This window comes from Symmachiella dynata, assembly GCF_007747995.1.
Classification (GTDB): Bacteria; Planctomycetota; Planctomycetia; order Planctomycetales; family Planctomycetaceae; genus Symmachiella; species Symmachiella dynata.
In genome coordinates, this window is record NZ_CP036276.1 from 4771805 (window position 1) to 4793478 (window position 21674).

The window sequence follows — 21674 nt, forward strand, 5'->3', positions numbered from 1 at the left end:
ACATGCTTTCCACATCCGATAATGTCGAGTCGCAGCCCAATCCGCGTCGCCGCCGTGGTTATGGCGCCATGCGACAGTGCGTGGAGTTTCTCGTCTGTCTCGGGATAGCCGTCTCGCTGTGTAAAACGTTTGCCGTCGAAACCTACATGATCGAAACCGGTTCGATGGCGCCGGGATTTTATGGTTGGCATCGTGAAGTCACCTGCCCTCAATGCCGCTGGCATTTCGCCTTTGGTGTCGAGCAAGACCAAGGAGATGGCGAAGCGGTCTGTCCCAACTGCGGCTTTCGCGAAATCCCTGTCCCCGCGCTGGAGGCCGATTCCGGTGATTCGCAAAACGTTGCCGGCGACCGTGTGATGGTGCACAAACACCTCTTCGATCATCGCCCGCCGCGCCGTTGGGAAGTCGCCATGTTTCGTAATCCCGGCCAGCCGACCGACAACTATGTCAAACGCATCGTAGGACTCCCCGGCGAAACGATCCAAATCCGCGATGGCGACGTCTACATCAATGGAGAGATCCAACGCAAAACACTCGACCAGCAACGCCAGATGCGGATCGCCGTATTCGATAACGATTATCAACCGTCCGCCACAGATCGCACCTGGCACCCACGCTGGCGTGCTCGGAGTGAGCAGAGCCCATGGCGGGTTGACGGCGGAGACTTTGACATCAGTCTCAAAGAGACCTCGGGGACCATCAGCGATCCGTCGAATTGGATCGACTATCAACATTGGATCCGCCAAGGAGGTCTGCGAACGACGACGGTACCACTTGCTCAATGGCCGTCTGAAGCTGACCCGCCTAATCCCTTCTTCAGCAATGTGACTTATGATGCGACAAAAAAACAGCTCGTCTGCCGCGGCGCCATGCCTCTTGCCGCACGAGACCATCTCGCGGGGCTGAGTCAAGATTTCGCATTCCAACAAGCGGTGGACCTGCTGTTCGAACGATCGCATCGCGCTCCGATTACCGATGGCTACGGCTACAACCCGTCAACAAGCGAAACCCCGGTGCGGGATCTGATGCTGGAGTTGCAGTTGACCTTCAGCGGGGGGATTGGCGAATTCACGGTGCGGATGTCCGACGGCCGAGAAATCATGGATTGCCGGTTGGATTTCAGCCGGAAAATGATCCAGCTGTACTCCTCACAGCAAACAACCCCAATTTTTGAACAACCGCTGCCCCAGTCACTTTTCACCGGCACAGCCAAGTTGGAAATGTCGCTGATGGACCGGCAATGTTTGGTGGCAATCGATGGTATTCTGATCGGCCAACCTTGGACCTATCCCGCTGAATCGTCCCCCAGTCCCCTGCCGCAGCAACCGGTGCAGTTCGGAGCTGCCGGCATCAATTTGCGTGTGAGCGGCATCAAGCTGTTCCGAGACGTGCACTACCTCTCAAAATCGAACGAAGCGGCGTTCCTGCCGTACCAATTGGGGGACGACGAATATTTTGCGTTGGGGGACAACAGCCCGATTTCTGAGGATAGCCGTGTCTGGCTGGCTCAGCCGGCGGCACGAAAACTCACGAGCCGGCATTTTATCGGCCGGCCGTTTCTTGTCCACTTGCCGTCAAAAACATGGCGATCCTCGATCAGCATTCCAGATTTCTCTCGGATTCGCTATATTCGCTAACAGTGACATCGTAGTAAGTTACGACAAATCAGCGGCAGGACACCCTCGACCAAGATCGATCCTCGAGTCGTGTTGCGTTAAGGTTTTGTCGACAAGGCCGAATTGTCATTGCCAACCAACATTTGCAAGTTGCCGAAGGTGCGAGTTGAGGTAACGGACTGGGTTCGAGAAAACACCGCTGCAACTCCGACGAATCGAATATCCGCCTAAGCGCGCATCGACAATAACAGCGAACGAAAATAGCCATGGGTCCACGTAAAAAAGCAGCCACTGAAAAACCGAGCAAAGCGTCGCAGCCTCCCAAGGTCGAACCGGCCAAGGATGCGGACGTCCAACCAGCTGGCGGAAAACGCCGGCAGGATGGATTTCGCGAGACGGTGGAATCGATCGTGATCGCCTTTGTCTTGGCATTTTTGTTTCGCACCTTTGAAGCGGAAGCCTTCGTCATCCCCACCGGCTCGATGGCCGAAACGCTCTATGGCCGGCACAAGGATGTCACGTGCGAAAAATGTGACACTCTGTTCCGTGTGAGTGCCAGCGACGAAATCGAAGAGAACGGAATCATCGCCGTCGACTGGTCCACAGGCGAAACACCGAAAATTGTCAACTACGCGCTCTGCCCCAACTGCCGCTATCCCAACAATGTCTTAGACAATCAGGCATTCGTGGGCGACCGCATTTTGGTCAATAAGTTCCCCTATGAATTCGGCGACCCGGAGCGCTTCGATGTCGTGGTTTTCAAATACCCCGAAGAACCCAAAACCAACTACATCAAACGATTGGTTGGACTGCCGGGGGAAACGATCAAGATCGATTGGGGGAACCTCTACGCTCGCAAATCGGATACAGAAGAGTTTCAGATTCTGCGAAAATCTCCGGAGAAACAAAAGAAGTTACAGATCCCCGTCTTTGACAACGACAAGCCGGCTCAGCAACTTCTCGATGCGGGTTGGCCCGAGCGTTGGGCCTCTGTTGCCAATGTGGACGAAAAATGGTCGGTGGTCAAAAATGGTTGGTCGGAAGACGCCAAAAACCGCAGTTTTCAATTCTCGGCAAAAGCCGATCCGAGTGATGATTGGCAATGGTTGCGGTATCGGCATATCGTGCCGTTCGCTGACGACTGGCGACGTGTCATCAACGGCGAGCGCGTTGACGATCCACCGCCGCCACCGCAATTGATCACAGATTTTTCGTCGTACAATTCGGGAATCTCCCTCGGCGAAGCGCAGCGCAAGACACCGACCGGTGATCTGTTTCCGCAACCGCCGTCTGATACGTGGGGCGTGCACTGGGTCGGCGACTTGACCCTCAATTGCGAAGTGAACCTGTTGCAACCTCAGGGCGAACTGCTGTTGGAGTTGGTCGAAGGGGACCGTTGGTATCGCTGCCGCATCGATCTCACCACCGGCATGGCGGAGTTGGAATACATCGACACAAGCTTCAATCTCGATCCCGTTCCGCTCAAAGGAGCAACCGACGCCAACACCCCGCTCAACAAAGCCGGATCGTATGAAGTGGAGTTCGCAAACGTTGATGATCGGTTGCTGCTGTGGATCGACGGAGACCTGATTGATTTTGGTGAAGGGGGCGGAATTGTTCCCCCGATCACCTTGTCGCAGCGCAAACCGACAAATCGCGACTTGGCCCCGGTGGGCATTGCTGCCCGCGATGCTTCGCTAACGGTCTCTCATTTGAACATCTCGCGCGACGTCTATTACCTCAGTTGCTCTAAGGATAATCTCGGCAACGGCACACAGGCACAGGTCGACTTTAACGCCCCGACCAGTTTATCGGAGTTGCGTACCTTTCTGGCCAACCCGGAAACCGCTTTCTCAGGCAAAGGGTACAGCCAGGGCTATATGGACATGCAGTCGAATGAATTCAAATTGGGCGAAGACGAGTTCTTTGTGCTGGGCGACAATAGTGCCCGCAGCAAAGACAGCCGACTGTGGGACAATGGACGCATCCCCAATCGTATTGGTGACAACGACCAATCGGGACACAATCATGCAGTTCCCCGCGATTTATTGATTGGCAAGGCATTTTTCATCTACTGGCCGCACGGCATTCCGTTTTTGAACAATGGACGCGGGATTCCCGTTTGGTATTACAACCAGCCTGAAGCTGTTAAAGTCGGGCCTGGTGACTATCGTCCTGTACAGCCGTTGGGGCCCAACGGGCCGATGGAATTAGAGAAATCCAAGTACCCCAGCTTATCGGTCCCCTTCTATCCGCAATGGCAACGGTGGCAGCGTATTGAGTAGCCGGCGGTTTCATATTTGATGATCTCACACGTCACGGAGGATGAGTGAATTCATGTCTATTTTGCAAGCACAAGGCCTAGCCAAGGTTTACGGTGGACGCCGCGTCGTCAATGGTGTCGACTTGAACGTCGAGCGCGGGGAAATCGTTGGTTTGCTTGGTCCTAACGGTGCCGGTAAGACCACCACATTTCGCATGACCTGCGGCATGATCGCCCCGGCGGAAGGTCAGGTGCTGCTCGACGGCGTCGACGTGACTAACTGGCCGATGTACAAGCGGGCCCAATACGGCATGGGCTATTTAGCCCAGGAATCGAGCGTCTTCGTCAAGTTGACGGTCGAGCAAAATATCATTGCCATTTTGGAAATGCTGCATGTCAAGCGCCGTGAACGCCGCAAAATCACGGACGAACTGTTGGAGCAATTTGGGTTAACGCGACTACGCAAATCGGTCGCATCGCACCTCTCCGGGGGGGAACGCCGCCGCTTAGAAATCGCTCGCTGCTTGGCCAGTGAACCGGCGCTCATTCTGCTCGACGAACCATTCACCGGGATCGACCCAGTCACGATCCACAGCATCCAAGACATTATCCGCGAACTGCGCGACACCGGTATCGCCATTTTGCTCACCGACCACCGCGAACGGGAAACGCTCACCATTACCGATCGCGCTTACGTGATCTGCGCCGGTCAAGTGCTTGTCTCGGGCGACGCCGAAACCGTTTTGAAAAACGAATCCGCCCAGGAAATGTACTTCGGCAAACGCTTCGATGCCGATTCGATCATCAGCGGCAAAGAAGCCATGCTGGCAGAAGAACAAGCCAACCGCGAAGAAGCGGCCCATAGAAAACTGACCGCCGACAATGCAGCGGCCGCTGACGAAGCCGCCGAGAAAGAAGCATCCGACGAGGATAAAAACGCCGCCTGATCCGATCGGAAACCCGTAAAAGATCATTCACAAAACCCGACCGCGGTTGCTGCATAGACCACTGCCACGCGGACCAGATCGTCGATGTTCACCCACTCGCTCGTCGTGTGCGCGCCTCCCGCCTCCGGCCCGTGCGTGATGGCCGCGATTCCTTTTTTTTGCCAGAAGCAACTCCCGTCGTCGACGAATGGCTTAGCCCCGATCGGCAGTTGTTTGCCCGTGACGTTCGCGTAAACTTTCTGAAACGTCGCAGCCAGATCACTGTGCTCGTCGAGTTCGAACGCGTCGCGAATCAGCAAAAACTCGGCATCGATCGTCGCTCCCGTCTTTGCGGCGACATCTGCAACCAACGCCCGGTAGTCGCGGCGAACCTCTTCCCAGGCATGCCCCGGCAACCATCGCAGCGTTCCCTGCAACTCGCAGGTTTGTGGATATTGGTTGTACATCTCCCCACAATTCAGCATCCCTACAAACGCGCTTTCGCAACCTGCCAGCGGATGACTGTTCTTTTCCAGCTCCACGTTCCAGTCCAATAACCGTTGCACTAATTGCGCTCCGACCTGTAGCACGTTTGGTTCTTCGCGCGGACGAAAGACTTCATGCACCGGCTCTCCCGGTCGGCTGATTTTGATTTTCAAATGCGCATTCCCGCGACCGATTACCGGCAAGACGTCGTGCGTATATTCGGGAATCAATACGCCCTCCCCCACATACCCGTCGTCGATCAACTGATTCAACTGCCGACAATCTCCCCACGGCGCTTCGTGCAGATCGTGTGCGGTCAGCAATATTCCGCCGCCACCCAAAACCGCCGAATCGCGGACGACGCGCAGCGCTTCGACCATGGCAGCTACGCCCGCTTTCATGTCGCTCGCCCCGCTCCCGGTCAAACGGTTCCCATCAACGGCCGACGGAGCGAACGGCAAGTGCACCGTGTCCAGATGCCCGTTGAACTGCAACGTCCGGCCCGGTTTCCCCGTATCCCACCGCACCACAACGGCCGGCGATGTCGGCCACGCTGCCTGCGGACGCTCCACCTGGAATCCCTCCTCCACAAGCAAAGCCGCCAGCGCATCGGCCACGGCACCCGCTTCGCAGGTGGGGCTGGGAATATCAACCAATCGTCGCGCCGTCGCTAACAACCGGTCACGATTTACAGTTTGACGAATGAGTTGCAACGTTTCAGCGGAAATCGGCATGTCTTCTCTCGTCTTTGTCATTCATCCAGATAAAACGTGCGAATCGTATCAGCACCGCCTGAACACCATAGCAGTCCAGTTCCAGACGGCAACAACAGCAACCTACGCAGCATGAAAGAACGTGCTGTTTTGCTGGCAAGGTCGACCCCGTTTCATCAGGCAGCTATGATAGTCGGTGATATTCATTTCTCTAGTTTCCGCCCACTCCGGTCGAGTGGATTCTCCTACATCAGCCAAGGTCTATGGTATGACTATTCCTCCCTGTACAGACTCCATGCTCAAAGACGGCACGTTCGATGGAAAAACAATCATCGTCACCGGCGGCGGCACCGGCCTGGGACGCTCGATGGGCCAATATATAGCCCAATTGGGTGGAAATCTGGTCATCTGTGGTCGCCGGGCAGATGTGATTGCCGAATCGGCCGCCGAAATGGCTGAAGCCACTGGGGCGAACGTTATGGGACAAGCGTGTGATGTTCGCGATCCTGAACAGGTCGAGGCACTCATTGATGCGGCAATCGAGAAGTTCGGCTCGGTCGAGGGACTGATCAATAACGCAGCGGGCAACTTCATCTGCCCCACCGAACGGCTGTCCTACAACGCTTTCAACACGATTGTCGATATTGTCTTACGCGGAACCAGCAACTGCACATTGGCGATGGGAAAACGTTGGATCGAAGCCGAGCAACGGGGGAGCTTTTTAAACATCGTCACCACGTACGCCTGGACTGGTTCGGGATATGTCGTCCCCTCGGCCGTTTCCAAGGCCGGAGTCTTGGCACTGACTCGTTCGCTGGCGTCGGAATGGGGCAAGTATGGTATTCGCTTAAACGCCGTCGCTCCCGGCCCATTTCCCACCGAAGGGGCTTGGTCGCGCTTGATGCCGGACGCACTCAAGGAGACGTTTGACGCATCCCACCGCATCCCCGTTGGCCGCGTCGGTGAACATCAGGAACTGGCCAACCTGGCCGCCTATTTAATGTCCGACTACAGCGCTTACATCAACGGCGATTGCATCACCATCGACGGCGGAGAATGGGTCCGCGCCGCTGGACAATTCAACGGCCTCGAAGCCGTCTCGTCCGAACAATGGGACCAGCTGCAAGCCTCCATGAAACCCAAGAAGGGTTAATCTCACGCGCATCACAAACTAAGGAGGGCCACATGCAATTCTCTACGGAAGACTTGCTACGTCGTTTGGGTTCCGGTGAAACGATTGAAACGCTTTGCTGCGAGTTGCAGATGAACAGCGGTCAATTCCAAGAGTGGTGGGCCAATGAGACAAAGCGGCGATTATCGCCGAATCCCGAAACCGTACCGGCGCCAATTTCTGCTACGACAAAGATCCACCGCGATGATCGTGGTATTCCGCACATTGTTGCCGAAAATGATGTCGATCTGTTCGTCGGCTACGGCTACGCGATGGCGGCCGACCGGCTGTTTCAACTCGACAACCTTCGCCGTAAAAGCTCTGGGCGATTAGCGGAAGTTGTTGGTGAAGCCGCCGTTGATCTCGACCTGACCGCACGCACCATCGGCTTTCGTGCCATTGCGGAGGCACAATGGCAACAGCTTCCCAGCCAAACACGGACTCTGCTTACCGCCTTTACCGCCGGGATCAATGCGCATATCGAAGCCGTGGGAGATTTACTGCCGATTGAGTTTGCTCTGCTCGATTACCAGCCCGAGCCTTGGACCGAAGTTGATTCGCTGGCAATCGAAATCGAATTGCAGTGGTACCTCACCGGACGCTTCCGCGTGATTGCCATTCCGGAATTGGTCAAACGACAACTGGGCAACGGCCCGTTGTATCGCGACTTTCTGTTGGGTGAAGCAGACGACGAAGCCATGCTGCCCCACGGCGCGTACCCGGCCACGGCAACGGGAGATGTGGAGCCGGTCGGTGTCGTGCAAGGGTCCCCCTTTGAAGCACATGGCAGCAACAATTGGGTTTTGGCCGGAAACAAAACCGTCTCAGGAAAACCGCTGTTGGCCAGCGACCCGCATATTGCGTTCGCGGCGGTCTCTTGTTGGTACGAAGCCCACTTGTGCGGCGGTTCGTTCAACGTGGCCGGCATGACCTATATTGGCATGCCGGCAATGATGTTCGGTCAAAACGAATACGTCGCCTGGGGTTGCACGAACAACCTCTGCTCACAGCGAGACCTATATCAAGAACAAACCGATCCCGATCATCCCGGCGCATTTCTCTACGATGGAAAATGGGATCCGGCGCAGGAATTGACAGAAACGATCGTTGTCAAAGATGCAGAGCCGATTCACAAGACAATCCAGTTTAGTCGTAACGGCCCCATCGTGAATGACATTCTGCCGACTGCCGCGAGGGATACCGGCCCGGTTTCCTTGCGCTGGTTGGGACGGCATAGTAGTGGTTGGCTGACCGCGTTGTTGCAAATGAATCAAGCGAAAAGCGTGGACGGATTATTCGCCGCTTCGCGGCCGTGGCATGTCCCGACATTCGCCGTCGTGGCGGCCGACGATCAGGGACACATCGGTTTTCAAGCCACCGGGCGAATTCCTCAGCGAAAACTCAACGAACGAGGATATCGTCCCGGCTGGGACCCTGAGCACCAATGGACCGGCCTGATTCCGTTTGAGCAGATGCCGCATTGGTCCGATCCTGATCGAGGTTGGATCTGCACCGCCAACAACCGAGTTGCCGATGACGACTTTCCCTACCCGCTATACGGAACGTGGAGTAGTTGCCAGCGTGCGCGTCGCATCCGCCAAATGATCGAATCCAAACCGCAACTCTCGCGTGATGACATGGCCGCCATGCAGGTTGACTCGCTGTCGCTGCGGGCGGTCGACTGCGTTCCGCCGTTAGTCGCGATCCTCGAATCACACTCCACCCCCGCATTCACACAAGCCATCGACGTGCTGAGCGAATGGAATTGTCGTTGCGACCCGCAAGAAGTCGCCCCCACTTTGTTCAACGCCTTTTTTGTGAATTGGTGTCAGACGGTCGCTAGCGAACGCTTTGAGGGCGAGGTTGCTGATTTTGTCGCCGGTGCAGCTTCCGGTATCGCGTCGAGACTGTTGGCCGCCGATAGTAACGGCTGGTTTCATCGCCGTAATCGGACTGAGGCCGTCGTGGACACGTTCAGAATAACGCTCGCTGAACTTGCTGAAAAAATGGGGCCGGAGTTGGAGACGTGGCGGTGGGAACGTTGGCACCGCATGCCGCTGCGGCATGTCCTCAGCCAGATCGGCGACTTGGGAGTGTTGCTCAATCATGGCGATGTCCCGGTGCCCGGTGATATGACGACCGTTGGCAACACCGGTTACAGCCCCGATGGCCGCGCAGTGACCGGTAGCGGCTATCGAATGATTGCCGATTTTGACCAAGCAGCCCCCGTGCTTTTTGCGCAAGACGCGCAAAGCCAATCAGGTCAACCGGGCAGCCCGCATTACGACGATCAACTCGCCGACTGGTTGGATAAAAAATACCACAGCCTCCCCTTGTCGCCCGCAGCTGTGGAACAAGCGGCCTGCTCGACCGTTACTTTGACTGCAGAAAAATAGTCGCCAGCACAATTTGCCATCCATGGAAAAAAATGAAGCGACCGCGCGTCACTGTGACACACGGCCGCTCATTCTTTTTCAGGACGCTCAGACTTCCCGTGTTACGAAAACGGGAAGGGTTGTGGTTCAAGCAAAAACGGAAAGACCCGCAACGGCACGCCGGCCGGCAGATCGCTTTTGTAAACCAATTGGGCGGCACGATCGGCTGCGTATTGCAACACGGTGAATTCCAGTCCGCAGAAGTAATCCTCACCAACTTCGGCGGCCACATCGGCAAAAACTTCGCCGGCTGAGGCTGCGTGCCGACGGACACCGTGCAAGCTGTTTTCGCGAACTTTGACGCCGGCGGCGGAAAGTTTGATCAACCCTTTGAGAAACCGGCCAACCAGCGTATCGGGGCCGGTGGCCCGCCACAGACGCTCCCACTCTTCGTGGGCTTCCCAATAATATCCGATGTTAAACAGATCGATGGCCACCAGGTAATTGCGACTATCAGCCCAGCCCTCGGCCTTAAGCGGCGGCGGGGGGGGACCTTTTTTACCATGGCTGTGCCCGCGGGGATCACGAATCGGATGCGGGGTCACGGTCCCCGGGATATACGTATATCCCGGCAAATCTGCCGCGGGCAACATCCGCGGAATCGATGTGTCAATTTGGGGCATCAATGGTTTCTCCGTCATATCAATAAATACAGCATCTGTGAGAATGCGGATGACCGCATGGGTTATTTGTTCAGTCCAATCGGCAGCCAATACGGATCGGCTGCGTCCTTAAAATACGACACTCAAACTGGCAGACGCCAATTTCTTGGCTCCACCTCTTTAGAAAACTCCTGAGAGACAGCCAAGTCAAGAAAAAAATCACAAACTCTCGCCGGTCTTGTCCAGATTGTCCCACATGGGGAACTGCTCACTGGCTAATCAGGTGGGCTGTTTTACCCGGCAACCTGCTCGGCCACTTCACGCTTGATCCTTCGCATCAGACCCGTAAAACCGCGACGGCGCGTCATTCCCAAAGTTTCCGCCAAGCCCAACTGGCCTAACAAATCCTCCGGAACGCTGGCCACATCCGTAGCCGGCACGCCTGAGAGTCCTTCCACTAACATCGAGACATAACCACGAACCGTAGGAGACCGCTCCGTGACGTAAGCCTCCAACTGCGCGTGACCGTCCACCACGTCGACCCATAAATAAACCGGGGTTTGGCATTCCTTGACCAAGCGACGGGTATCCTCCCGCTCCGCTGCCCGCTCGGGCGATAACTCCGGCAGATCCTGGGACATCTCAATCAACGTCTGCAGAGATTCTTCGGGATCCAGGCCGTCGAACTCTTCTAATAATTCACCTAACTTCAATCGTCCGCACCCCCGCACTTTTTTCATCGATTCCCGCACCACGGTGTACGGTCCATTTCGTCAATCGCTGACAGGTACCACAAAACTCATATGCAACTCAGCATGCCGCAGACCAAGTGAGACCCACTCTTGCCGGGCCATTCTGCCAAAGACCGGGTGGTGGACGTTGGGCGTTTCCGTTTCATAACGAGCGACTGCTTTTTTCAAATGCGCTAAACCTTCCGCCACCGAAACGTCTCCCGGTGCCAATGCTCCTGCATTGGCCGGCAGTTTGAAGCCTGCCCGCATCGGCTTTGTGATGAAACCATTTTTGATAAACGGCGCCACCAACTTTCGCAAAAACCAGGGTGCTTGAAACGGAAAGCCGTCAAACGAACAGTCCAACGACACCGCCAAGTGTTCCAGGATTTGCCCGAACGACCACTCCCCCAACGTCTGGTATTCCCCCGCCGCGAGGCTCTCCGCATCGGTGACAATGTCGTTGAGATTGCCATAATGCAATTCGCGGCGACCGGTGGCTTGTAGAGTGGCCGTCATATTTGAGTATTGCTCCTGATTTTTCGCCGCAGTCCGTTGATGTCGTCTAATCTCACTTCAATCCGTCAAATGCCGAACACTCTTCAAATTCTAGTCCGGACGAACGATTTCCGTACCGCGATCACAAGAAAGTCCGCGCGAGTCCTCACAAGTGAGGTCTAATCTTCGTTGTTTCTCTAGGGGTATGTTTTTCGTGCTGGTTGGCAGCAGCGGTGCAGTCTTAGGAGGGACGTTCATGTGAGGACTCGTGCACGTCAGTCAACCAAGCTTGTAAATTTTCCCGGCAATTGGCGAGCATTCGTATACTCAAGCAACGCCACGCGAAGAACTCACAAAGTCGAAGCGATTCCGGCACTAGCACCGGTCCTCAGCAGTGGGGTGAGTCCGGGCAGGACATTACTCCATTCTCCGCCTTAATACGAACTTTACAAGAGGAGTTTTGAGGTTCGAAGGACGATTTCTTGGAAATGATAGGCAAGGTCCACGAACTTTGCCCACCATTCCTGGAATTGGTAATCCGTACCAGCACCGGCGGAAATGGCTAAGCTATTATACGCTTAGCAATCGCCCCGGAAGAGTGCCACCAGTCGCGGGATGAAACGGGCAAAGGCCCGCGCGCGATGACTGAGGCGTTGCTTGACGACCGCGTCCAGTTCGCCGAAGGTACGATGGTATTCGGGAACCATAAACAGCGGATCGTAGCCAAACCCATTGCTCCCGCGGGGACTGTCGATAATCTGTCCGCGACAGCTCGCTTCGGCGGTGAGACGGATCTGCCCCTCAGGATCGGACAAAGCAATACTACACACATAACCGGCAGAGCGCCGAGCCGGGGGGACGTCGGCCAACTCCATTAACAACTTGTCGTTGTTTTCTTGGTCGCTGGCATTTTCACCGGCATAGCGGGCCGAGTAAATTCCCGGACGACCCTCCAAGGCATCGACCATCAACCCGCTATCTTCGGCCAACACCCACCGCGACAATTCCAACGCCGGTTCCCGGGCTTTCTTGGCGGCGTTCTCAGCAAACGACGCTCCATCCTCGACGACCTCTGCAAGATCGGCCACTTCGGCAACGCTGATAACATCGATGCCGTGTGGCGCCAAAAGATCCTTGATCTCGCCGCTCTTCTTGAGATTTCGGCTGCCGAGAACAATCTGTGGTTTGTCAGTCATGATGTTTGTCAGAAATGGCGGCAGGTTAGGCCGTCTTGCTGCGTCCTTGTCGTTTACGGCCGTTCTCGGTGAGTACGATCTTACGCAGGCGAATGCAGCCCGGCGTAATTTCTACGAACTCATCTTCTTCGATATATTCTAGTGCCATTTCCAATGACATTTTCCGCGGCGGCCGCAACAAAATTGCGTCGTCGGCGCCTGAGGAACGGACATTGGACAGTTTCTTTTCGCGAATCGGATTGACGACCATGTCGCAATCGCGGGAGTTTTCACCGATGATCATGCCTTCGTAACAATCATCGCCTGGCGACACAAACATGTCGGCCCGTTCCTGCAGTTTCCACAAGGCATAACCGACGACCTTGCCGTTTTCCTGTGAAACCAGCACGCCGTTGGGACGCCGTGGGATTTCTCCTTCGCAGCGTTTGAAGCTTTCGAAACGGTGGTGCATGATCGCTTCGCCCTTGGTGGCGTTCAGCACGCGTGTCCGCAGTCCAATGAGTCCGCGTGCGGGAATCGAAAATCGCACGTGTGTCATCCCGGTCGAACCGGCCGACATCTCCTCCATTTGACCACGACGGGCGCCCACCATTTCCATCACCGAACCCACCACGTTGGCAGGCACATCGACTTCCAGGCTTTCAAACGGTTCGTGCCATTTGCCGTCGATCTCTTTGCGAATTACCTGTGGCTTGCCGACCGACAATTCGTATCCTTCGCGCCGCATCTGCTCGATCAAAATCGAAAGGTGCAACAATCCCCGACCGGAGACCATAAAGGCGTCGTTCTGATCCGCTTCTTCGACCCGCAAGGCGACGTTTGATTCCAATTCCTTCATCAACCGCGCCCGCAGATGGCGGCTGGTGACGAATTTTCCTTCACGTCCGGCCAACGGCGACGAATTGATGGTAAACATCATCGAGAGTGTCGGCTCGTCGACAGCTACCCGTTCCAGCGGGTTGGGATGTTCGGGATGACAGACGGTATCGCCGATTTCCGGATCGGGCAGACCGGTCAAGGCGACGATGTCACCCGCAGTCGCCGTTTCAGCATCGGTACGTCCCAATTTGTCGAACAGTTGCAGATTCACGACCTCACCGGCCACTTGGCTACCGCCTCCTTTGAGGACGGCCACTTTGTCACCGTTTGAAACTTCACCGCAATTGATGCGGCCAATTGCAACGCGTCCCACGTATTCCGACCAAGCGATCGTGGTGACCATCATTTGAAACGGCGCTTCGGCGTCGACTTTGGGTCCCGGAATATTGTCGATCACCATGTCCAGCACGGGGTGAATCGATTCGGTCTTCTCGTTGGGATCGTGTGTGGCATAGCCTTCGCGGGCACTGGCGTAAACGTAGGGGAAATCCAACGTTTCATCGTCCGCTCCGAGTTCCACTAACAAGTCGAATACTTGCGACAACACCTCGTCGGGACGGCAGTCGGGACGGTCAATTTTGTTGATGACCACAACCGGCTTCAATCCACATTCCAAAGCTTTGCTGAGCACAAAACGTGTCTGCGGTCGCGGCCCCTCGAAGGAGTCGACCAACAGAATGGCTCCATCAGCCATCTTCAACACCCGCTCGACTTCGCCGCCAAAGTCAGCGTGTCCCGGGGTATCGATGATGTTGATCTTCACGCCTTCGTAGTTGATGGCGATGTTCTTGGCCAGAATCGTGATGCCCCGTTCGCGTTCCAAGTCATTGGAATCGAGGATGCAATCTTCTTGGAGTTGCGCATCACGAAATTGTCCGCTTTGACGTAAGAGTGCGTCGACGAGGGTTGTTTTCCCATGATCAACGTGCGCAATAATGGCGATGTTACGAAGGTCGGTGCGTCGCATGGGAATCGGATTTTCCACGTTAATTGTGAATTCAAAAAGGAACACGAAGGCGTTTCCGCGAATCGCTGGTCACAAAGCTTGAAAACCAGCCAATAAACTCCAGAATCGCCGCGCAGCGGAATGATAAGTGGGGCGTGTAATCTTCAATGGAAATAAAGGACCGAGTGAGCAATCCGCTCAATCCAAGCATCCGCATCGCGCTGGACGTTCCATCAAATGCGGAAAACACAACCGAAAGGCTAGCCCAAGGTGCCCTCCACCCATGGAAATTCGGCCGAATCACCACCATAGTTTAACAGCCAACCGACCATCCCTAAAGGGCAAGCCTGTTAAGAACGCGTGAGTTCGTTGCGAATCGGCAGAATTTCGATAAATTTGAGCCATCCAAGCCAACAGCACACAAATGAATCGCTCCAGTACCCCACACCCACTGCACTGACGCAACGTATTACCCTAATTGCAATTACAGCACGACGACCAACCACTGCCTCCCGCGACAGCCCCACTCTCTCCCGTAGAAAGCCACCCCAGTATGCCGCCGCAATTATTGGTTAGTGTTCGCAACGGAATTGAGGCAGAAGCGGCGCTTCAGGGGGGATGTGACATCCTGGACATCAAAGAACCGGCACGCGGCTCGCTGGGAATGGCCGATATGGCGGCGATTTCAGCGGTTGCCGAAGTAGTTGGGCAACAGCCAGACGATGTTGCTTTGAGTGCAGCCCTGGGGGAGACCACCGATTGGTACGCGGCAGCCCCCCCTGCTCTGCCGGCCGGAATCAACTATGCCAAACTTGGCACCGCCGGCTTGCGTCCGGATTTGGATTGGCAACAGCGTTGGAGCGAGGTCCGTCGCCAATTCGATTTGGCCGCCGATCGGGACATCGCCTGGATCGCAGTTGCCTATATTGACTGGGAACTGGCCAACAGCCCTCCGCCGCTGGAGATCGTCGCTGCGGCTACCGAAGCAGGCTGCGCCGGGGTGTTGTTCGACACCTTCGCAAAAACAGGTCGCGGACTCTTCGATTGGCTTTCGGAAACCCAACTACGCGGTTTGGTGAACGACATCCATGCAGCCGGCCAACTGGTGGCGGTCGCGGGACAAATCACGGCTGAAAACGTCCCGGCGCTGATCGACTTTGCCCCCGACATCATCGCCATCCGCTCCGCCGCCTGCGCCGGGGGACAACGCACGAATGCCATCGAGGCAGAGGCCATTCGGCACTTCAAAACAGCGATGCACAACGCCGCAATCTCGCACTAATCCGCAGCATCCTCGGCTTCCCCCATTTCGAGTTGCCGCATTTTGCGGTACAGGTTCGAGCGATGCAGTCCCAACATGCGAGCCGCCTCGCTCATGTTGCCTTGCACCCGTTTCACAGCACCGCGAATGAAGCGTTGTTGAAAGTGCTTGGTAGCATCGGCCAGCGTGCCATCCGACGGGTCCTCTTCCTGACCCATCGATGAACGATCGGGGCTGAGGATGAATGCTAAATCGGAGACTTCGACCTTTTCGCCCGGCGCTAAAAAGGCAACCCGCTCCATCAGATTGCGCAGTTCACGGATATTGCCGGGCCAGGAGTGTGCCTGCAGTCGCCGCCGCGCATCGGCAGCGATTTTCAGACGCTTGCGTCCCGCTTGTACCGAGAATTGCGACAGAAAATACTCCGCCAAGAGAATCACGTCCTCGGGACGATCGCGCAGCGGCGGGAGATCCAAAGTCACTACCCCCAACCGATAATACAAATCTTCGCGAAACTTCTTGGTGCGAACCGCTTCGGAAAGGTTGGCGTTGGTCGCTGCCACGACGCGCACGTTGATCGGAATGGTTTGCGATCCCCCCACGCGGGTAATGACTTTTTGCTCCAGTACACGCAGCAACTTGGCTTGTCCGCCTAGAGTCATATCGCCAATTTCATCGAGAAACAGCGTGCCCCCCTCAGCCAATTCAAATTTGCCTTGCCGCGCTTCGTGTGCATCGGTGAAGGCGCCTTTCTCATGGCCGAACAATTCGCTTTCCAGTAATGTCTCTGCCAATGCGGCACAGTTGACAGCGACAAACGGATGATCGCGCCGTGGTCCGTGGTAGTGCAGGGATTGGCTGACGACCTCTTTCCCGGTTCCACTCTCACCCAAAATGAGCACGGGCAACTCCGTGGCGGCGAGTCGCTCGATCGTATCTTTGAGTGCGGTGATTGCCGGACTTTCGCCGACAATCCGCACTCCCTCGGTCACCTGCTCAGTGAGTTGTTTTTGCGTTCGCACCAACTGTTCACGGTCTTGTGTGGACTGCAAAGCCGTTGCCGCTTGAATGCCCAATTGCGTCAGGCTTTCTTCGTCTTCCGCGGTGAATGCCCCGGCGAGCTTATTGATTACCTCAAAAGCGCCGATCCGCTCGCCGTCGCCGTTGAGCAACGGCACGCAGAGTAGGTTTTCCGTTTTGTATCCGCTTTCGACATCGACCTTTTTGTCAAACCGCGCATCACGATACGCTTCGTCGACCTGTATGGACTTGCCGGTTTGAATGACTTCGCCGACGATCCCCGCACTGTCGGAAAGCCGTAGCGTGCCCCCCTCAACTCCCAAAGCGGGGCACGCAATAACCTGCCGGTGATCCTTGTCCCAGATGAAGATGCTGGCGCGGTCGGCTTCTAACAACCGCGTCGCCTCATTGGCGATCAGTTCCAACAGCGGAACCGTTTCTCGTTCGTGGCTGAGTTGCGAGGCGATCTTCAGGATCGCTTCCAGACGTTCGCTCCGCCGCTGGCTGGTCTGATAACGGCGAACGGCAGCAATGGCCGAGCCAAGCCCCCAACCAAGCATCAACGCCGACCCGACCTGTTCGGGCCGGAGATCGCGGCCGGAAAAGAGCAACAACTCTCCCGCGAGGTCGGGCTGAGTAAAGGGGACACCGATCAGCGGCCAATACTCGTCGCCATCGGGCGGCGCAATGAACAGGGCGACCCCGCCGTCCAGCGCGTTGTCCAAATCGTTAAACGGCAATTCGGTGAGATTGATATGACCAAATTGCGCCGACAGTTCCCATTGCGGAGTCTTGCGGACCAGCCCGACCCACTGGGCCTGCAATTCGCTGGCGACATCAGGCAATTGGTTTTGCAGCAACTCGTCTTCATGATTCGCCCGCAGCGCCGATTCCAACAAACGCAGCGTAAATTGCCACTCGGTACTGCCGGCATCTTTACGGTCAAACCAAGGAGTCTGTTGCAGCTTCATGGCGTTTTACGTATCCAAGTTTGGGAACGAGCGGCATTAAAAGGATGTCACCGACCATGCGTCGACCTGTCATCGCAACGATACCGGTGTATCAATCCGATTGCAACAAGTCTCCCGCCCAACAGCCTGCGGACTGGGTTTTCAAAGGGATAGCGTCGTTAAAGTCACCCAAGGCCTGAAGGGACAGGCTTGAGGACCGGTGCAGCGCGGTCGGTGAAGTCGAATTGTGTGGCTTTGGGGATTTTGGTAACGTTTCGACCGGTTCGCCGAGAGCGGCCCGAGAAATGCTAACGATCACTTCATGGAAGGGGGAAATCGGATGGAACAGTCAGGCACTATCAAAATGACGGGCAAGGAAAAGGATGCTCGCTGGTACAGCGAAAAGTTCCGAGGCAATGCGCACAAGCCGGAACACTATACGGCATTTCGCTACTACTTTTTGTTCGCCGCTTTAGTGACACGCTTGGCCCCGGATGGGGACGAATCGGTCCTCGATATTGGGTGCGGACCGGGGCATTTAGCAGGCTTGTTGCGCGACGTGGGCGTGACGCGGTACTGCGGTTTTGACTTCAGCGAAGCCCGCATCGAATTCGCTAAGTCGACCTATCCCGATCGCGAGTTTCATGTCGCGGACATTTTTGAAACCGACCTGTTCGAGACCGTCGACTACAATACCGTGGTTTGCACCGAAGTCCTGGAACACATCGAACGCGACCACGAAGTCTTGAGCAAGATCAAACCCGGTACGCGGTTCTTGGGGTCGGTCCCCAGTTACGACTCAGCCGCCCACGTCCGCTACTTTACCAACAAGTCGGACGTGGAAGACCGTTACCGTGAACATTTCGCCCGCTTGCGTATCGACTCGCTGCCCCACGGAGTCAAGGGAGAGCGAATCTACGTCATCGACGGCATCATCATGTGATTGATGACTCGACGCTACGCCAGAACTGTGAGCATCGCATCCGCCCACCAATAATGTACTCCACGATTGGCTTCTCCAACGTATGAGCGATTTCCCCGCAGTGATTTTTGACATGGACGGCGTCCTGGTTGATTCCTACGACGCGCACTATGAAAGTTGGCAACGCCTAGCGGCCGAACGGGGATTTGAGTTCACCCGGGCGCAATTCCTGACCACCTTCGGACGCGTTAGCCGTGAGGTGATTGTCGAGTGCGGTCTGCTGGACGATCCCACGCCCGAGGCGGTCGCCGAGATCGATGATGCCAAGGAACTGCATTTTCGTGACATTTTGCGCGAGGACTTTCGAGCGATGGACGGCGCCCGCGAATTGATCGACGCCCTCGCCGCTGAAGGGATTCCGATAGCCGTGGGGTCATCCGGTCCGCTAGAAAATGTCGATTTGGTGATTGACTTGCTTAGCAAAAGAGATCACCTTAAAGCCGTGGTGACGGCCCGCGACGTGACACGGGGCAAGCCGCATCCGGAAGTGTTTCTCAAAGCGGCCGCCGGTTTGGAAGTCGAACCAGGCAATTGCGTCGTTATCGAGGACGCACAGGCAGGGATCGCCGCCGCACACGCCGCTTCAATGGTCTGCATTGCCCTGGTCAGTGCTGGGCATACGGACGAGGAATTGTCAGCCGCCGATCAGGTGGTGCATTCGTTGCGGGACCTTTCGCCGGCCAGCATTCGCGACACATTTCAACAACATATCCAGTGATGTTCTGACACGAACAATCGGAAGCAACACGCCATGACCGAACCGACCAACAACCTATTTGATTTGACCGACAAGGTGGCCTTGATCACTGGTTCCAGCCGGGGGATTGGATTGGCGATGGCCAGCGGCTTGGCGCAGTCCGGCGCCAAAGTGGTGCTCTGCGGCCGAAAACAAGAGGGGATCGACGAGGCGGTCAAAACCATTCGCGACCACGGCGGCGAAGCAACCGGCATTCCGGCGCATATGGGACGCGCTGAAGATCTACAGGCATTGGTCGACCATGCGGTCGAGACGTTTGGCGGTATCGATATTCTTGTCAATAACGCAGCAACGAATCCAGTCTTCGGCCCGCTCTTGGACAATGATGACGCCGCCTTTGATAAGATTATGGAGGTCAACGTCAAGGGGCCGCTGAATCTCGCCAAACTGGTGCACCCGATCATGGTCTCGCGCGGCGGCGGGTCGATCATTAATGTCAGCAGCATTGGCGGACTTCGCCCCGAACCGATGCTAGGGCTGTACAGCATGAGCAAAGCGGCCCTGATCAGTTTGACCAAAGTCATGGCGGCCGAATGGGGAGGCGATTCCGTCCGCGTTAATGTGCTCTGCCCGGGCCTGATTCAAACACAGTTCAGCCAAGCGCTGTGGTCAAACGAAAAGATCCTCAACAGTGTCGTCGGCAAACTGCCACTCAAGCGGATTGCCCAGCCGGAGGAACTGGTGGGAATGACGGTGTATTTGGCGTCAGCGGCGTCGAGTTACTGCACCGGTTCGGTGATGACGGTCGACGGTGGACACACGATCTGAGCGGGCGGTTCGTCTTGCGGCACGACATTCAACGCCGCGCGAAATCTGCTTCCGGGCTGGAGGCGGTCGCATACAATTTCCGCGGGATGCGTCCGGCGCGATAGGACCAACGCCCGGCCCGCGTCGCCTCTCGCATGGCATGCGCCATCATCAGTGGATCGTTGGCACCGGCGATGGCTGTGTTCAGCAAAACCCCGTCGCATCCCAATTCCATCGCCCCGCTGACGTCGCTCGCGGCGCCAACACCGGCATCGACGATCACTGGATAATCCGGATCGCCCTCTTTGAGGTACTCCAAACAGATCCGAATATTGTTGGGATTCAAAACCCCCTGCCCGCTGCCAATGGGACTACCGGCCGGCATAACCGAGGTCGCTCCCGCGTCCTTCAAACGCCGCGCGGTGATGGGATCGTCCGTCGTATAGACCAAGACCTGAAACCCCTCGCTCACCAACTGCTCGGTGGCCGCTAATGTTGCCATCGGATCGGGCAACAACGTTTTTGCGTCGCCCAAGACTTCAAGCTTCACCCAATCCGCACCAGGATTTTCCAGGCCGGTGAGAATTTCCCGCCCCATCCGCGCGGTCCGCACAGCATCTTCGGCATTAAAGCACCCAGCGGTATTCGGCAAAATCGTATACCGCTCCAGGTCGATGAAATCCAGAATGTTCCGCCCTTCCGCATCCACCAACCGTTCGCGCCGCACAGCGACAGTGATCACGTCGGCCGCGCTGGCTTCCAGGCATTCCCGCATCAATTCAAAGGTGGCGTACTTCCCCGTCCCGACGATTAACCGCGACGTGAATTCGTGGGAGCCCAGGACGAGCGGAGAATCGCTTGGAAGTTCGGTAGACATGCTTTGTTTCTAGTAAGCGGTGGACAGTAACCAGTAGGCAGTAGGCAGTAGGCAGTAGGCAGTAGGCAGTAGGCAGTAGGCAGTAGGCAGTAGGCAGTAGGCAGTAGGCAGTAGGCAGTAGGCAGTAGGCAGTGGGCAGAAAATCTGGGTGCCGCTGGCGGCTTGTCCGCCAGTGCGGTTGCAAACAGTTAAGAAGTGTGATGTTAGCGTTTTATTTCAACGACCGGTTCATCCTCCGCCGACGAGGGTGACGATTTCTAGTTGATCGTTCGGCTCAAGCGTGCAGGTTGCGTGATCGCCGCGGGGGATGAGTTGCAGGTTGCGTTCCACAGCCAGATACTTCGGCTGTAATTCCAATTCGCGTAACAGGTCCGCAACCGTGATCCCGGCGGCGATTTCACGCGTTTCGCCATTGATGCTAATTTCCACTGTTGCGAATTCCCACAGGACGTCTCGACTTCAAGCGATAATCAACGAACGGGGCTGCAAAGCCCGTTTTCGAATGCGGCAGCGTATGCAGACGCGCCGACAAGCGCAGTTTAGAGACCGATGCCTTGAAGCGTCAACCAATTCGCATTCCCGCTGTTGTTTGCCCCACATGCTTCAAGGTTGCTGGTT

18 protein-coding genes are annotated in these 21674 nt (G+C 56.2%); 9 read left to right on the forward strand and 9 right to left on the reverse strand.

Annotation, left to right across the window (positions count from 1 at the left end; translation table 11 throughout):
* Nucleotides 1-2 precede the first annotated feature (2 nt).
* From lepB (Mal52_RS18125) to lptB, 3 genes are all read left to right on the forward strand, one after another.
* Nucleotides 3-1637, forward strand: a complete 1635-nt coding sequence (lepB, locus tag Mal52_RS18125) for a signal peptidase I (RefSeq protein WP_145377728.1) — start codon at nucleotides 3-5, stop codon at nucleotides 1635-1637.
* Nucleotides 1638-1882: 245 nt separating this feature from the next.
* Nucleotides 1883-3901, forward strand: a complete 2019-nt coding sequence (lepB, locus tag Mal52_RS18130) for a signal peptidase I (RefSeq protein WP_197534300.1) — start codon at nucleotides 1883-1885, stop codon at nucleotides 3899-3901.
* A 52-nt stretch (nucleotides 3902-3953) separates the two neighbouring features.
* Entirely contained in the window at nucleotides 3954-4826 is an 873-nt protein-coding gene (gene lptB, locus Mal52_RS18135) for an LPS export ABC transporter ATP-binding protein (RefSeq protein WP_145377729.1), read from the forward strand.
* Nucleotides 4827-4849: 23 nt separating this feature from the next.
* On the opposite strand, the gene Mal52_RS18140 is transcribed toward lptB, so the two are convergent.
* Nucleotides 4850-6025, reverse strand: coding sequence for a M20 family metallopeptidase (locus Mal52_RS18140; RefSeq protein WP_197534301.1), 1176 nt, complete (start codon nucleotides 6023-6025; stop codon nucleotides 4850-4852).
* A 247-nt stretch (nucleotides 6026-6272) separates the two neighbouring features.
* On the opposite strand from Mal52_RS18140, the gene Mal52_RS18145 reads away from it, so the two are divergent.
* Together Mal52_RS18145 and Mal52_RS18150 are read left to right on the forward strand one after the other, a co-directional pair.
* Nucleotides 6273-7157, forward strand: coding sequence for an SDR family oxidoreductase (locus tag Mal52_RS18145; RefSeq protein ID WP_197534302.1), 885 nt, complete (start codon nucleotides 6273-6275; stop codon nucleotides 7155-7157).
* 32 nt (nucleotides 7158-7189) lie between these two features.
* The gene (locus tag Mal52_RS18150; RefSeq protein WP_197534303.1) at nucleotides 7190-9571 is read left to right on the forward strand and encodes a penicillin acylase family protein; all 2382 of its coding nucleotides are present in this window, start codon (nucleotides 7190-7192) and stop codon (nucleotides 9569-9571) included.
* A 101-nt stretch (nucleotides 9572-9672) separates the two neighbouring features.
* On the opposite strand, the gene Mal52_RS18155 is transcribed toward Mal52_RS18150, so the two are convergent.
* The 5 genes from Mal52_RS18155 to typA form a co-directional block, all read right to left on the reverse strand.
* Complete coding sequence (locus Mal52_RS18155; protein WP_145377732.1) at nucleotides 9673-10233, reverse strand: DUF309 domain-containing protein; 561 nt, start codon at nucleotides 10231-10233, stop codon at nucleotides 9673-9675.
* A gap of 272 nt (nucleotides 10234-10505) precedes the next feature.
* Nucleotides 10506-10952 carry a SufE family protein gene (locus Mal52_RS18160; protein ID WP_145377733.1) on the reverse strand — a complete coding sequence of 149 codons (447 nt, stop codon included), beginning with the start codon at nucleotides 10950-10952 and terminating at the stop codon, nucleotides 10506-10508.
* Between the two features lie 33 nt (nucleotides 10953-10985).
* On the reverse strand, nucleotides 10986-11462 hold the full coding sequence (locus Mal52_RS18165) for a DUF1569 domain-containing protein (RefSeq protein WP_145377734.1): 477 nt from the start codon (nucleotides 11460-11462) through the stop codon (nucleotides 10986-10988).
* A 557-nt stretch (nucleotides 11463-12019) separates the two neighbouring features.
* Nucleotides 12020-12637, reverse strand: coding sequence for an RdgB/HAM1 family non-canonical purine NTP pyrophosphatase (gene rdgB, locus Mal52_RS18170; RefSeq protein WP_145377735.1), 618 nt, complete (start codon nucleotides 12635-12637; stop codon nucleotides 12020-12022).
* Nucleotides 12638-12662: 25 nt separating this feature from the next.
* Entirely contained in the window at nucleotides 12663-14483 is a 1821-nt protein-coding gene (gene typA / locus Mal52_RS18175; protein WP_145377736.1) for a translational GTPase TypA, read from the reverse strand.
* Nucleotides 14484-15015: 532 nt separating this feature from the next.
* Between typA and Mal52_RS18180 the strand changes: the two genes are divergently transcribed.
* A complete protein-coding gene (locus Mal52_RS18180) occupies nucleotides 15016-15744 on the forward strand; it encodes a (5-formylfuran-3-yl)methyl phosphate synthase (protein ID WP_231962386.1) in 729 nt (242 codons plus the stop codon).
* Here the strand turns inward: Mal52_RS18180 and Mal52_RS18185 are convergent.
* Nucleotides 15741-17714 carry a sigma-54-dependent Fis family transcriptional regulator gene (locus Mal52_RS18185; protein WP_145377738.1) on the reverse strand — a complete coding sequence of 658 codons (1974 nt, stop codon included), beginning with the start codon at nucleotides 17712-17714 and terminating at the stop codon, nucleotides 15741-15743. The genes Mal52_RS18180 and Mal52_RS18185 overlap by 4 nt on opposite strands.
* Before the next feature lie 343 nt (nucleotides 17715-18057).
* Between Mal52_RS18185 and Mal52_RS18190 the strand changes: the two genes are divergently transcribed.
* The 3 genes from Mal52_RS18190 (at nucleotide 18058) to Mal52_RS18200 (ending at nucleotide 20200) form a co-directional block, all read left to right on the forward strand.
* Entirely contained in the window at nucleotides 18058-18636 is a 579-nt protein-coding gene (locus tag Mal52_RS18190; RefSeq protein WP_197534304.1) for a class I SAM-dependent methyltransferase, read from the forward strand.
* An 82-nt stretch (nucleotides 18637-18718) separates the two neighbouring features.
* Nucleotides 18719-19393 carry an HAD family hydrolase gene (locus tag Mal52_RS18195; protein ID WP_145377740.1) on the forward strand — a complete coding sequence of 225 codons (675 nt, stop codon included), beginning with the start codon at nucleotides 18719-18721 and terminating at the stop codon, nucleotides 19391-19393.
* A 33-nt stretch (nucleotides 19394-19426) separates the two neighbouring features.
* Nucleotides 19427-20200 carry a glucose 1-dehydrogenase gene (locus Mal52_RS18200; RefSeq protein ID WP_145377741.1) on the forward strand — a complete coding sequence of 258 codons (774 nt, stop codon included), beginning with the start codon at nucleotides 19427-19429 and terminating at the stop codon, nucleotides 20198-20200.
* A 28-nt stretch (nucleotides 20201-20228) separates the two neighbouring features.
* On the opposite strand, the gene Mal52_RS18205 is transcribed toward Mal52_RS18200, so the two are convergent.
* Both Mal52_RS18205 and thiS read right to left on the reverse strand, forming a co-directional pair.
* A complete protein-coding gene (locus tag Mal52_RS18205) occupies nucleotides 20229-21056 on the reverse strand; it encodes a thiazole synthase (RefSeq protein WP_145377742.1) in 828 nt (275 codons plus the stop codon).
* A 228-nt stretch (nucleotides 21057-21284) separates the two neighbouring features.
* Nucleotides 21285-21485, reverse strand: a complete 201-nt coding sequence (gene thiS, locus Mal52_RS18210) for a sulfur carrier protein ThiS (RefSeq protein WP_145377743.1) — start codon at nucleotides 21483-21485, stop codon at nucleotides 21285-21287.
* Nucleotides 21486-21674: the final 189 nt, after the last annotated feature.

What these genes read in the sequence shown, in the direction of transcription:
- Mal52_RS18160 (WP_145377733.1), bottom strand. Translation starts at nt 10,952, where the DNA reads ATGAAAAAAGTGCGGGGGTGCGGACGATTGAAGTTAGGTGAATTATTA.
- Mal52_RS18205 (WP_145377742.1), bottom strand. Translation starts at nt 21,056, where the DNA reads ATGTCTACCGAACTTCCAAGCGATTCTCCGCTCGTCCTGGGCTCCCAC.
- Mal52_RS18155 (WP_145377732.1), bottom strand. Translation starts at nt 10,233, where the DNA reads ATGCCCCAAATTGACACATCGATTCCGCGGATGTTGCCCGCGGCAGAT.
- Mal52_RS18185 (WP_145377738.1), bottom strand. Translation starts at nt 17,714, where the DNA reads ATGAAGCTGCAACAGACTCCTTGGTTTGACCGTAAAGATGCCGGCAGT.
- Mal52_RS18180 (WP_231962386.1), top strand. Translation starts at nt 15,016, where the DNA reads ATGCCGCCGCAATTATTGGTTAGTGTTCGCAACGGAATTGAGGCAGAA.
- Mal52_RS18200 (WP_145377741.1), top strand. Translation starts at nt 19,427, where the DNA reads ATGACCGAACCGACCAACAACCTATTTGATTTGACCGACAAGGTGGCC.
- typA (WP_145377736.1), bottom strand. Translation starts at nt 14,483, where the DNA reads ATGCGACGCACCGACCTTCGTAACATCGCCATTATTGCGCACGTTGAT.
- Mal52_RS18140 (WP_197534301.1), bottom strand. Translation starts at nt 6,025, where the DNA reads ATGCCGATTTCCGCTGAAACGTTGCAACTCATTCGTCAAACTGTAAAT.
- lepB (WP_145377728.1), top strand. Translation starts at nt 3, where the DNA reads ATGCTTTCCACATCCGATAATGTCGAGTCGCAGCCCAATCCGCGTCGC.
- Mal52_RS18195 (WP_145377740.1), top strand. Translation starts at nt 18,719, where the DNA reads ATGAGCGATTTCCCCGCAGTGATTTTTGACATGGACGGCGTCCTGGTT.
- Mal52_RS18150 (WP_197534303.1), top strand. Translation starts at nt 7,190, where the DNA reads ATGCAATTCTCTACGGAAGACTTGCTACGTCGTTTGGGTTCCGGTGAA.
- lptB (WP_145377729.1), top strand. Translation starts at nt 3,954, where the DNA reads ATGTCTATTTTGCAAGCACAAGGCCTAGCCAAGGTTTACGGTGGACGC.
- rdgB (WP_145377735.1), bottom strand. Translation starts at nt 12,637, where the DNA reads ATGACTGACAAACCACAGATTGTTCTCGGCAGCCGAAATCTCAAGAAG.
- Mal52_RS18145 (WP_197534302.1), top strand. Translation starts at nt 6,273, where the DNA reads ATGACTATTCCTCCCTGTACAGACTCCATGCTCAAAGACGGCACGTTC.
- Mal52_RS18190 (WP_197534304.1), top strand. Translation starts at nt 18,058, where the DNA reads ATGACGGGCAAGGAAAAGGATGCTCGCTGGTACAGCGAAAAGTTCCGA.
- Mal52_RS18165 (WP_145377734.1), bottom strand. Translation starts at nt 11,462, where the DNA reads ATGACGGCCACTCTACAAGCCACCGGTCGCCGCGAATTGCATTATGGC.
- lepB (WP_197534300.1), top strand. Translation starts at nt 1,883, where the DNA reads ATGGGTCCACGTAAAAAAGCAGCCACTGAAAAACCGAGCAAAGCGTCG.